Raw genomic sequence first — 11,937 nt, 5'->3', positions numbered from 1 at the left:
GTCACTACAACTTCATCTGCAGAGAAGTGTACCAGGTCAAGGGTTGCGCCGGAATAATTCCCGGGCCCGGGTATCCTGTCGCCCTGTTTGTAAAATAGGAATTATCGAGCAGGTTGTTAATTCCTGTTTCCAACCTGAAGATCTTATACTTATAAGATAGCGATAAATCCAAAATACCATAAGCAGGAATAGCTCCTTCGATCCCTCTCTGGGAGTCACTCTTTACCTGGGGCGCATTGGTAGCGTCTGTAAATTGTTTCGACAAATAGGTATACTGAAGGCTTCCCAGAAAATTCCTAAACCCAAAATCCACTCCTGTTTTAAGGTTTACGGCAGGTATAAATTCTACCTGTTTTCCTTCCACATTGTTCCTTTCTGAACTTGTATATTCAGATTCGGTAAAAGCCGCATTCAAAAATGCTCCGGCTATATAATCATCTGCCCCCTTAAAAAAGGTGTTTTTGATGTTCCAGTCTGCAAAAGTTTCAAGCCCGTAAATAAAGGCATCTCCAATATTTCCGCGGAAACGTACCGCTGTTGCAGGCACAAAATCTTCGCCTATCCTTTCGTTGTATTGAAGGGCAAAGACACTAAGATCATAGGAAAGATATTCTTTCAATCTCCCCCGCACCCCAATATCGGCCGTAAAGCCTTCTTCATCACTAATATCCGGATCCAGTTTAAAAACCGGATTTACCACCCGGATATCATTAAAAGTCACAGATCGATAATTTTGAGAAATATTCCCGTAGATCTCTGCTCCCTCCAATTCATAACTGGCTCCAAGTCCCAGCAAAACAAAACTCCGTTCAAACTGTCTGTTGTCCTGCAGCGTTTCATTCTTTAAAATATTCCCGGCAAGGTCCAGCTGAATATCTTTGTAGCTTCCTTCGCTTTGAGTGTTTATATACTCAAACCTAAATCCAGGAGTTACAGAGAATTTTCCGGTTAAGTTGAAGATGTTCTCTCCAAAAAACGCAATGTTCCTGTTTGGGAAAACAAATTCGGATTGTCGTGTGTAATTAGGAAATTCTTCTGCTGCGAAGGTAAAATCCGGACCTGAAGCTGCAGTTCCCGGGCCTTGCCGCTGCTCATTTTCGGCAGTGTAGTATTTACTTCCTAAAAGCAGAACCGACTCCTCATCAAAAAAGTCATATCTCGTGAGAATTCTTGCTTCTGCCCCCCAATTGTTGAAATTGTCTGTCAACAGCTCTCTTGGCTCCACCGGATCATCTGCCTGGGAAACCCTGTTTTGGCGAAAACCAAGAGCCATTCTCGAAGCATCCAATCCGAAAAAATTCAGTGTGAAATCGGTTTTTTGGGAGAATTTATGTTCAAATTTAAGAGCCCAGAGGTTCCAGTTAACATCAAACCAGTTTCTCTCCCTGTTACTGAAATCGGGATCTTTATAAAATTGAAAATCGGTCAAACCTCCTGGTTGTTGCGCGAGATAATCGAGAAAAGTGTACTCAAAAGAAACTTTTGTATTCTTGCTGAATTCCCATCCCAGATGGGCAAATGCGTTGTGGGATTCATAACCTGAATTCTCTCTAAAGCCATTCCCGGACTTGTAGTTGTAATAAGTATAGTAACTGAATTTCCCAACAGTCCCGCTAAGGCTATTAAAGCTGGTGAAGAGGTCATAGGAGCCGACAGATTGCCGCGTCACCAGCTCGATCTTTTTATAAGGGTTGGGCTTCCTGAATTTGAAATTTATAAGTCCGCCGAACTGCGTTCCATACTGCAGGGAAGCGGCGCCACGAATCACCTGGATTTCACTGAGGGCTTCTGCGGGAGGAGTGTAATAACTTTCGGGGTAACCCAAAACATCTGCAGAAATATCATAGCCATTTTGCCGGGTATTGAAGTTCTGGGTTCGATTGGGATCCAATCCCCGCCCTCCAATATTCAGCTGTAAACCGGCGTCTCCATTGTCATAAATATTAAGTCCCACCACCTGATTGTAGATCTGCCGGGAGTTGTTGGCAGCAAGATTTCCGGTGATCTCTTCCATAAGGACAACTTCAGATTTCTTCCCTGCATAAATGGCTGTACCTTCAACCTTTTTAAGATTACGAAGCGCAAAAATCTCCTTTCGCCTTTCTATGAGGACTACTTCAGAAAGAGTTTCTGCCAGGGGAGCAAGTTCGAAAACAATCTCCCTGTCTTCTGAAAGTTCAATTTTTCTCTCCAGTACTTGAAATTGATAACTAAAGATGGCCAGATCATAATTCCCGGCGGGTAGATCTTCAATAACAAACCTTCCGTTTTCATCGGTAGAAATAAGATTTCCTGTAGTTCGGTTATAGATCTCTGCATCGGGCACAGGAGCCTGGGTTTCTGAAGAGATAATTTTTCCGCTTAAAGAAAACTGCGCCACAGCACTAAGGGAAAATAGTGAACAAAGTAAAAAACTAAAGACCTTTGATGGTATCATTAAATGGTAAAATAAAGGTCTTTTGCCTGAACGTGTCCTGATGTTCAAGCAAATTGACCCGGGGGTTTATAAAGGGGGTACTTTTTCTTCCATTGAGGGCGACGTGGCTATCCACATAAACCTCAACCTGCTCAATTCCTTTTTTTCTATAATGATCGCCAAGAAAATGAGCGTACTGAAGAATAAAATCGGGCTGAAAAGACATTTGTTTTTCCTGGAAAGGAGTTAGAAAATTGCCATTATTGACATAGAAGCTTTTTCCATTCTCCCTGTCGATGATCCTAAACTGAGCATAACCGGCTTTTTCCATCAACATCACTCTCCAGGAAAACCTGAAGCCTTCTTCTGTCCAGAACAGCTCTCCCGGATATAACAGGTAACGCCACGGGAAAAGGAACTGGATCAAAAAGAACAGGCTGAGAAAAGAAAGCAAAATTTTTCGCTTTTTTGGAAGGTATTGGAGGCTTTTGGCATTGTCAAAACGAGCTTTAGAAATTTTGATCAAGCCAGAAATTTTTTGAAGGATCTTATGGTGTAAACCGGCATCAAAGAAGATAAGGGCACTCACGATCATGATATACGGAAACATACCAATTGGAAAAAGGATCCTTGTTAATACATGGAAAATAACGACCAGCACAAATGCAAGACGCCGTGTCTTCCTAAAAAATAAGAGAAAAGGAATGGCCAGGTCGTAGATCATCCCTGTCCAGCTAAAAAAATAATGAACCCATTCCTGCTGCAAAAGATCACCCAGGAGAGGAAGGTCGTAATTTGACGGAAGCCAGATCTTTAAAGGCATAGCCCTAAAAAGCCAATCTGAATTTATTTTCGCCAGCCCGGCATAAAAGTACACCATGGCTAATAGTAATTTGATGCTGTCGATGCACCAGGAAGGCACCCTCTGAAATGCCTTTTTTGGATCTCTATAAGCGTCTACTGAAAAATATGAAGCTGCAGGTAAGAATATCAGAAGAAATCCAAGGATACTTATAAAATAGTAATGATTGAGGTAAGTGGTCTTATCCATGAGCTCGATATAGGTGAAGCTCAGGAAAAAAGTAATTGCGGCTAATCTGTATTTATAGCCGAAAGCGATCATCAAGGCAGAGATCGCACAAAGGAGGAAGAGAAGATAGGTGAAATACCCCAGCGGCTTAACCCATTCAAAGCCGTAGTAAGAAAAGAAAAAATCGGGAGCGATATAAAGTTTTTCGATCCACCCGTTAAGCCAGAACCGTAGGATACTGCCAAACATCATGATCCCAAAAAAAATTCGGAAAACCGCTAAAGGAGCGGCTTCCGAATCTTTTCTTAAATAATTTGAGATCAAATTGTTCATTACCTAATCACCGTCGGAATCTACGTAATCAATACTTATATCCAGGGCTTGCAGCATGTCGATCTTTAGCAGAATCACATTCTTTTGAAGTGCATCAAAAACCTGCAGCATGAGCGTGTTGTTTGTTCTCACCTGCTCAGCAAGATCAGGATCCAGACCTGAAGATAATTCCCTGATGTTTTCAAACTGCTCATTGATAAGGATACTAAGGTCGGCTCCACCTTTAACCGTGTTCAGGTAATCCAGGTACTGCTTGTAGCTGGGGCCAGATCCACTGCCGTTAAAATGCTTTCCGTTGAAAAAGTCCTGTACCGTAGTTAGGGCTTTTAAATATAATTCTTTGGAAAGACCATCAGAGTAGTACGCTTCGGCAGTTTCAGGTGCAGGGTTTCCGGTAAATGCACCGGCGGGAATCCCAATTTTACCTGACCTTAGCAGCATTTCATAGTACATGATATAGTCATTTGTAAATATATCTACAGCCCCAGTACTGGAGGAACTGGTATTATTCACAAAGACGTCTCTATAGGAGGTCTTCCAGTCATTCAGAACCACATCTGTAAGAGCATCAATCCTGGTCGCCACATCAAGAAGATATTGTTGGTAAACTGCGGCATTCCCATTCGAGGTGTAAAATTCTACGGTAGCGGCATCTGTAGCTCCCAGACCATTAATAAGAAAATCAACAGCAGGAAAACCCTGCTCATCTACAGAGCTCGGCAGTTCCAGATTGTAGCTGTTACTTTCAATATTATTCTGGATCGTTGCTGCACTGGCAGGATAAATATTGAGAAAACGGTGATAATTTGTGGATTCTGCTTTTCCTATGCGGAATGGTGCAACAGTTTGATAAGCCAGATAGGCTTCTTCATAAGCAGCTCTTAAACTCTCCAGGTTTTCTGCGGAAGGATCCTCATTAAAAACAGCAACAGAGCCTTTTAAATCCTCTGTAGTTTCGGCAAAGGCTTCATATGAAGGTATAATAATATTATCTGCCCAGTTAACTAACATCGCTCCGCGATCAAAAGAACCTTCCGGACTCTCTTTCCCTCCGTCATCAGAATTACAGGACATTACTCCCACTACTACGAAAAAAATAAAACCTAATTTCTTGAACATATAATAAGGTTGAAAATACTGTCCAAAAAGTTTAATTTTAAAAAGATCCTGAAATAAATTCAGAATGACGATTTAGTTACTTTTTGGACAGCCTCTGTTAATTTTAATTCTCTGTTTACTCTGCCGCCTCGGCAACAGTAAAGTCAAAAGCTTCTGCAATACTTTCAGAAATGGCGTCAAGAGTTGCAGGCTCTACATCCCAAAGACCATTCTCTCCTGCTAAAAGTTGCTCCTTAAAAGTATCCAGTTCAGATTTGCTAAGGTAAGGTGCATTCGTAACAGGATCATGAGTAAATCTCAAGCTATAAAGGAAACCGAATCCTTCAGACAGGTCGTGAAAGGCAGAACCCATCTCTCCATTGGCGATAGCTTCTTTTCCACCCTGCAGGTAATATACTGCACGCACCGCGATTACTTTTGAAATATTCTTCTGGATGATGGCTGTTTGCTCGTCACGAAGTTCATAGTCTCCTGCGACAATGGCAGCACGTCCTGTTTTAAAAGCTTCAAAAACATCTTCAGCAATTCCGGCAAAATCATCATCAGCATCAACTCTACCCAAATAGTTGAATAGAAGCTTGTCATTACTTTCACCCAAAGCATTGTTAGGATTATCTGTAGGGATAGAAGGATCTCCATAAAGATATCCATATGCCTCATCCCACTTGTGCTCCATGGTTGTGTAGTTCTTTCCATCTTCCAGAACTTTCGCATCGTTGTTTGCTATATTATCTCCCTCATCAAGCACTGCTGTTGAAAGATAATTATTAAGCATTTGATCTGCGACCAATCCGCCAATAAGGCTTTTGGCAAAAACCTGATTTAACTCAAGTCCCTGAGCATTTACGTAACGCACATTGGAACCATCGGCAATTTGTCCTGCCACTCCCGCAGCAGCAACCTGGTCTTTATTTGGAAAAACCTCATTTACCTGCTGACTAATCCAGCCTTCAAATTCATTTTTGATATCATTGCTCTCCACAGAGTTACCAGAAAAGTAGGCCTGTGAAGCTGCCACTTTGCTTTTTACGCTTTTTGAACTTGAATTTAAATCGTCGGAAGAAAAAGGATTATTCTCATTCGCAAACATATTGGAGAGGCTTTCTTCTGTAGCGTTGTCAAAATCATTAAATGCAGTAAACAACTCTTTTGACATTTCCAGCCTGGTTGTCTGGCCGCTATAACTTACTGATGTGCTCCCTTCCCTGGAAAAGGAATAACTGGTTGGAATTTCAACAGTAGGCTCAACAACTGTGATATCATCATCTGAGGAACAAGATGAAAGCGCCAAACCTCCTAACAAGGCTGCGAATAAAGATTTTTTCATTTCTATTTTATTTAGACTTATTTAAAATAACACCGCAAATATAAAGGACGGGCTTCAGCCACCAAACCTTATTTGGAATTATTTTAAATAATAAATAATTATAGAATTATTAAAAGTTATTGAGAAACTTAATGATAAACTGAAAAAATCTTTGTCGCCTCATTGTGAGACGCTTCAAAGCTCATCATTTTTACATTCGTGTCCATTTTCTTCGAAGTGAAATAGGAAAGTAATTTTTCTGTGGGCATATTACCGGTTAATTCGTCTTTTGCCATAGGGCAACCCCCAAAGCCCTGGATGGCACCGTCAAACCTTGTGCAGCCAGAACGCGCAGCCGCGTCGACCTTTTCGAACCATTTAGTGGGAGTAGTATGAAGATGTGCCCCAAATTCAATTTTCGGATACTTCGGGATAAGGTTGGAAAAAAGATATTCAATAACTTCGGGAGTGGAACTCCCAATAGTATCAGACAGGGAAAGGATCTTAACCCCCATTCCTGAAAGCTTCTCGGTCCACTCCCCTACGATCTCCACATTCCATGGATCTCCATAAGGATTACCAAAGCCCATGGAAAGATAGGCAACCACCTCTTTTCCTGAAGCATCTGCAATATTGAGAATTTCCTGAAGCGTTTCCACAGATTCGGCTATGGTTTTATGAGTATTACGCATCTGGAAATTTTCTGAAATAGAAAAGGGATAACCCAGGTACTGTATCTCGGGATGTTGGGAGGCATTTTCGGCACCCCTCGTATTGGCAACTATAGCAAGCAGCTTGCTTTGGGTACGGGAAAGGTCAAGCCTTGAAAGAACTTCAGCTGTGTCTGCCATCTGCGGAATGGCCTTAGGCGAAACGAAACTTCCGAAGTCGATAGTGTCGAATCCGCAACGCAAGAGGGATTGTATGTACTGAACTTTTTTTTCTGTAGGAATAAATTCTTTTATTCCCTGCATCGCGTCCCGCGGACATTCAATAATCTTGATTTGCGCCATAGGCCAAATATAGAATTTAGATTTGAGATATGAGAATTGAGATATGTTTTGAACATCGACACCGATTAGAAATCTGCGCCAGCGGATGGGATTTAAGAGTCAAAATTTAAAATTTAAAAATTGTTCTGCGTAGATCTGCGGGATCAGCGGGAAATAATTTGATAACCCGGCACGGATTGCAAATCCGCGCCATCGCTCATTCAAAAGAAGTCAAAAGACAACAGCTAAAAGCCAAAAGCTTTTTCTCAATACTCAATACTAACTACTCTATACTAAAATAAATATACCGATCCCTACAAACACCACCTAGTATCCCGGCACGGATTATAGATCCGCGCCATCGGCTTCATCGCAGTACCCACTACTCTATACTAACTACTCTATACTAAAATAAACATTCCGATCCCTACAAACACCACCTAGTAACCCGGCACGGATTGCAAATCCGCGCCAGCGCTTATTCGAAAAAAGTCAAAAGTCAACAGTTAGAAGCCAAAAGGATTTTCTCAATACTCAATACTCAATACTAACTACTCTATACTAATATAAATATCCCGATCCCCACAAACACCACCACCTGCAGCCACTTGAAGACCTTTCCGGAATTTGGATGTTTCTGAAGGTAGAGAGAGATCTTTCCTGCCAGAATTGCCACGGCCGAAAAGATGAGGAAAGCCTGCAACATAAACAGGAATCCCAAAATATAGAACTGCATTACAGTATTACCATTGGGCTCCCACAGAAATCCGGGAAAAAAGGCAAGGAAGAAGATAGCGACCTTAGGATTTAAAACATTCATCAAAAATCCCTTTTTATAGAGGGATGTTAGCTCCTTCCTATTGTTGCTAATATCTGTATCAACATTGATTGCAGGTTTACTCCTGTAGACCTGCCACGCGAGGTAAAACAAATAAGCTGCTCCAAAAGCTTTTATTAGGAGAAATAAAGTTTCAGATTGTTTAATTACAGCCGAGATCCCAAAAGCTACCAGGCTGGTGTGAATTATAATTCCCGAAATTAATCCTAAAGCAGTGACAATTCCATATTTCTTCCCATTTGTCATCCCCTGCACCAGCACATAAATAATATCCGGGCCGGGAGAAAGCGTCAGCAGGATCGAGGCGGTGAGAAATGGAATTATTTCTGAGATCACTTAGACCGATTTAGGATTTCCAGGTTGATATTTTTCACCAATTGCGGTCCTTCATATATAAACCCTGTATATAGCTGCACAAGGCTGGCCCCTGCTTCCAGTTTTTCAATGGCATCTTCGGGGGTCATGATCCCGCCCACTCCAATGATGGGGAAAGCTTTGTTACTCTTTTCAGACAAAAATCGAATCACCTCTGTAGCACGTTTAGTGAGAGGTTTTCCGCTTAAGCCACCTGACTCTTCTTTATCTTTTGATGTTAAGCCTTCTCTGGATATTGTAGTATTGGTGGCTATGACACCTGCAATACCGGTTTCTTTGATAATGTCAATAATGTCGAGCAGTTGAGAGTCGGTAAGATCTGGAGCTATTTTAAGCAGGATTGGTTTGTGACCTGGACGCTTCAGGTTTTCCTGTTGTAAGGTGTTTAATAGTTTCGTGAGTGGCTCCTTATCCTGAAGCTCCCGAAGATTCGGCGTATTTGGAGAACTCACGTTGACCACAAAATAATCTACATGCTCAAAAAGGGCATTAAAGCAGATCAAATAATCATCTACTGCATTTTCATTCGTGGTGATCTTATTTTTTCCAATATTTCCCCCAATTAGAACTCCGTCGTTCTTTTTCAGTCTTTCAACAGCTTCGGCCACCCCGCCGTTATTGAAACCCATCCTGTTAATGATCGCCTTATCCTCCTTTAGCCTGAAAAGTCTTTTCTTCTCATTGCCCGGTTGAGGCTTAGGAGTAAGCGTACCTATTTCAATAAATCCAAAACCAAAATTCGACAGCTCCTTATATAGTTTTGCATCCTTATCGAAACCTGCAGCCAATCCTACAGGATTGGGAAATTTTATTCCGAAGACTTCCCTTTCCAGCCGTTTATCTTGAACAACAAACTTTTCTCTTACCAGTTTTTGGCTCCACGGAAGCAAAAACAATTTCCGAAGGAGGGAAAAGGTGAAGTAATGGACTTTTTCAGGATCAATATTAAATAGGAGTGGACGGATGATCTTTTGATACATGAAGGATATTTTAAACAAAATTAACACAAAGCTGAATAAAATAAGAGGAAAAGAGAAAAGGTTTTGAACCTACTTTTTATATCGCTATTTTTGAGAAAACTTCAGCAAAAATGACGAATAAGCAGGATATTATTGACCGCTTTTTAAGCTACGTAAAGATAGATACTCAAAGTGATGAAACCAGCGAATCCACTCCCAGTACAGAGAAACAGTGGGATTTAGCAAACAAACTTAAGGATGAATTGCAGGCAATGGGCATGCAGGAAGTAAGCATAGATGAAAATGCTTACGTCATGGCTAGCCTTCCTTCAAATGTAGATCATAATGTGCCGGTCATTGGTTTTGTTTCCCACTTCGATACCACTCCGGACTTTTCAGGAACAAATGTGAATCCACAGATCATTGAAAATTATGACGGAAAGGACATCGTTTTAAATAAGGAAAAGAATATTATCCTGTCACCGGAATATTTTGGTGATCTCCTGCAGTATGAAGGACAAACCTTAATAACTACCGACGGAACCACTTTACTCGGTGCCGATGACAAAGCCGGGATCACCGAAATCATGGAGGCCATGAAATACCTCCTGGAAAATCCCCAGATCAAACATGGTAAAATTAGAATTTGCTTCACACCCGACGAAGAAATTGGACGGGGGGCACATAAATTTGATGTTGAGAAATTTGGTGCAGAGTGGGCTTACACTATGGACGGCAGCCAGATTGGCGAACTCGAATTCGAAAATTTCAATGCCGCAGGCGCAGAAGTGAAAATCAGCGGGAAAAGTGTACATCCGGGATATGCGAAAGACAAGATGATCAACAGCATGTATATCGCAATGGATTTCATCAATTCGCTGCCACGCCTGGAAACACCGGAACATACTGAAGATCGACAGGGATTTTTCCACCTAAACGGCATGGAGGGCGATGTAGAGGAAACTACTTTACATTATATCATTCGGGATCATGACAGGGAGCATTTTGAGGCAAGGAAGCTTATGATGAAAGACCTGGCAAAGGAAATTTGCAGTCAGCAGGATCGGGATTGCGTGAAAGTGGAGATCAAGGATCAATATTTCAATATGCGCGAAAAGGTAGAGCCGGTGATGCACATCGTGGACATTGCCGAAGAGGCTATGAAACAGGTGGATGTAACCCCGCTTATTAAGCCAATTCGGGGTGGAACCGATGGAGCACAATTGAGCTTCAAAGGACTTCCCTGCCCTAACATCTTTGCCGGCGGCCATAATTTCCACGGCAAGTATGAATATGTACCGGTAGAAAGCATGCAGAAAGCTGTGGAAGTGATCGTGAAGATTGCCGAACTGACAGCGGAGAAGAATTCAAAATTATAAATTCAAGATTTCCGGATCTTCAGGTTACGAGCTGCGAGTTCCGGGTTGCAGATCTGTCAAACCCTGTCAGGGTTTAAAACCGCTGACAGGGTTAGCCCAATTAACTATTCACCAATCACTAATCACTAACCAATGGCAGTACAATCGGCAGAAGAGTACTTTGCAGCTCATCCTTCCTGGGAAAAGGAGCTAAGGGAGCTACGGGAAATGATCCTGACTACAGATGTGGAAGAAACCATTAAATGGGGTGCGCCGGTTTTTACAGTCAATGGCAAAAACGTAGTCTCCATTGCCGCATTTAAAAATCACTGCGCAATTTGGTTCTATAATGGTGCATTATTATTGGAAAATACTGCGCTTCTAGAGAATGCACAGGAAAAAACAAAAGGGTTAAGACAGATCAGATTTGAAAAGGGTGAAAAGATCCCTGTTCAGCAACTCCGGCCTTATATCTTGGAAGCAATCCGGAATCAAAAGGAAGGAAAGGAAATTAAACCTGATAAACCTAAGATAACAGTTATTCCTGCGGAACTTAATATTGCTTTTGCCGAAGATCCAGCTTTGGAAATGGCTTTTAAGAACCTTACCCCTGGCCGGCAAAGGGAGTATTGTGAATATATAGCTGAAGCCAAAAGGGAAGCCACCAGGCAAAACCGATTAAAGAAGATCACACCAATGATCAAGGCCGGACAGGGACTGCATGATAAATACAAGAATTGTTGAAGTAGAGAAACAGGATAGTCACGTCATGCTGAACTTGTTTCAGCATCTTTTGGTTATGTATCAGAATAAAAAAACCTGACAGGTTTTGAAAACCTGTTAGGTTTGGTCAATAAAAAAGCTCCCGCCAAATGACGGGAGCTTTTTTATTTGATCCAGGAATTAGGACCTATTTGGTTTCCTTTACTGCCGGTTCATTTAACTTTCGGCTCATCTCCATTGATATGGAAGACCTGTCAAAAGTGATCTTTCCGGCACCGGTTTCAATAATTACTGCGTTTTGTTTATCACTGAAATCAACTATTTTTCCGTGCATTCCGCTTTTGGTAACAACTCTGTCTCCTCTTTTAAGTTCAGACGAGAACTGTTTTTCTTTCTTGGCACGATTCATTTGTGGGCGTATCATAAAAAAATACACCACAATGAACATTAAAATAATTGGGGCAAACTGGGTTAATTGATCCATAGAT

10 protein-coding genes are annotated in these 11,937 nt (G+C 41.6%); 2 read left to right on the top strand and 8 right to left on the bottom strand.

Going from position 1 to position 11,937, the window contains the following annotated elements; all coding sequences use genetic code 11:
* Window positions 1–4: 4 nt before the first annotated feature.
* The 7 genes from LA313_RS01620 to LA313_RS01590 form a co-directional block, all read right to left on the bottom strand.
* A complete protein-coding gene (locus LA313_RS01620; protein WP_228912861.1) occupies window positions 5–2,437 on the bottom strand; it encodes a TonB-dependent receptor in 2,433 nt (810 codons plus the stop codon).
* Window positions 2,415–3,779 (bottom strand): HTTM domain-containing protein, encoded by a 1,365-nt coding sequence (locus LA313_RS01615; protein ID WP_228912860.1) that lies wholly within the window; start codon window positions 3,777–3,779, stop codon window positions 2,415–2,417. The genes LA313_RS01620 and LA313_RS01615 overlap by 23 nt, the downstream gene beginning before the upstream one ends.
* Before the next feature lie 3 nt (window positions 3,780–3,782).
* On the bottom strand, window positions 3,783–4,898 hold the full coding sequence (locus LA313_RS01610) for an imelysin family protein (protein ID WP_228912859.1): 1,116 nt from the start codon (window positions 4,896–4,898) through the stop codon (window positions 3,783–3,785).
* 115 nt (window positions 4,899–5,013) lie between these two features.
* Window positions 5,014–6,225 carry a DUF4856 domain-containing protein gene (locus LA313_RS01605; protein WP_228912858.1) on the bottom strand — a complete coding sequence of 404 codons (1,212 nt, stop codon included), beginning with the start codon at window positions 6,223–6,225 and terminating at the stop codon, window positions 5,014–5,016.
* Window positions 6,226–6,353: 128 nt separating this feature from the next.
* Window positions 6,354–7,217, bottom strand: coding sequence for a hydroxymethylglutaryl-CoA lyase (locus LA313_RS01600; protein ID WP_228912857.1), 864 nt, complete (start codon window positions 7,215–7,217; stop codon window positions 6,354–6,356).
* 535 nt (window positions 7,218–7,752) lie between these two features.
* Window positions 7,753–8,370, bottom strand: coding sequence for a LysE family translocator (locus LA313_RS01595; RefSeq protein ID WP_228912856.1), 618 nt, complete (start codon window positions 8,368–8,370; stop codon window positions 7,753–7,755).
* Window positions 8,367–9,389 carry a quinone-dependent dihydroorotate dehydrogenase gene (locus tag LA313_RS01590; RefSeq protein ID WP_228912855.1) on the bottom strand — a complete coding sequence of 341 codons (1,023 nt, stop codon included), beginning with the start codon at window positions 9,387–9,389 and terminating at the stop codon, window positions 8,367–8,369. Before LA313_RS01590 ends, LA313_RS01595 begins: the two co-directional genes overlap by 4 nt.
* 110 nt (window positions 9,390–9,499) lie before the next feature.
* Here LA313_RS01590 and pepT point away from each other — a divergent pair, with 110 nt between their 5' ends.
* Both pepT and LA313_RS01580 read left to right on the top strand, forming a co-directional pair.
* A complete protein-coding gene (gene pepT, locus LA313_RS01585) occupies window positions 9,500–10,747 on the top strand; it encodes a peptidase T (protein WP_228912854.1) in 1,248 nt (415 codons plus the stop codon).
* 132 nt (window positions 10,748–10,879) lie between these two features.
* Complete coding sequence (locus tag LA313_RS01580) at window positions 10,880–11,470, top strand: YdeI/OmpD-associated family protein (protein ID WP_228912853.1); 591 nt, start codon at window positions 10,880–10,882, stop codon at window positions 11,468–11,470.
* Between the two features lie 166 nt (window positions 11,471–11,636).
* Here the strand turns inward: LA313_RS01580 and yajC are convergent, their stop codons facing one another.
* The gene (gene yajC / locus LA313_RS01575; protein ID WP_228912852.1) at window positions 11,637–11,933 is read right to left on the bottom strand and encodes a preprotein translocase subunit YajC; all 297 of its coding nucleotides are present in this window, start codon (window positions 11,931–11,933) and stop codon (window positions 11,637–11,639) included.
* Window positions 11,934–11,937: the final 4 nt, after the last annotated feature.

This window comes from Salinimicrobium sediminilitoris (genome assembly GCF_020866905.1).
Lineage (GTDB): Bacteria > Bacteroidota > Bacteroidia > Flavobacteriales > Flavobacteriaceae > Salinimicrobium > Salinimicrobium sediminilitoris.
This window is presented reverse-complemented; position numbering and strand designations above follow the sequence as displayed.

Coding starts and splice junctions, on each gene's coding strand:
- LA313_RS01605 (WP_228912858.1), bottom strand. CDS start 6,225: ATGAAAAAATCTTTATTCGCAGCCTTGTTAGGAGGTTTGGCGCTTTCA.
- LA313_RS01580 (WP_228912853.1), top strand. CDS start 10,880: ATGGCAGTACAATCGGCAGAAGAGTACTTTGCAGCTCATCCTTCCTGG.
- LA313_RS01600 (WP_228912857.1), bottom strand. CDS start 7,217: ATGGCGCAAATCAAGATTATTGAATGTCCGCGGGACGCGATGCAGGGA.
- LA313_RS01610 (WP_228912859.1), bottom strand. CDS start 4,898: ATGTTCAAGAAATTAGGTTTTATTTTTTTCGTAGTAGTGGGAGTAATG.
- pepT (WP_228912854.1), top strand. CDS start 9,500: ATGACGAATAAGCAGGATATTATTGACCGCTTTTTAAGCTACGTAAAG.
- LA313_RS01615 (WP_228912860.1), bottom strand. CDS start 3,779: ATGAACAATTTGATCTCAAATTATTTAAGAAAAGATTCGGAAGCCGCT.
- LA313_RS01590 (WP_228912855.1), bottom strand. CDS start 9,389: ATGTATCAAAAGATCATCCGTCCACTCCTATTTAATATTGATCCTGAA.
- LA313_RS01620 (WP_228912861.1), bottom strand. CDS start 2,437: ATGATACCATCAAAGGTCTTTAGTTTTTTACTTTGTTCACTATTTTCC.
- yajC (WP_228912852.1), bottom strand. CDS start 11,933: ATGGATCAATTAACCCAGTTTGCCCCAATTATTTTAATGTTCATTGTG.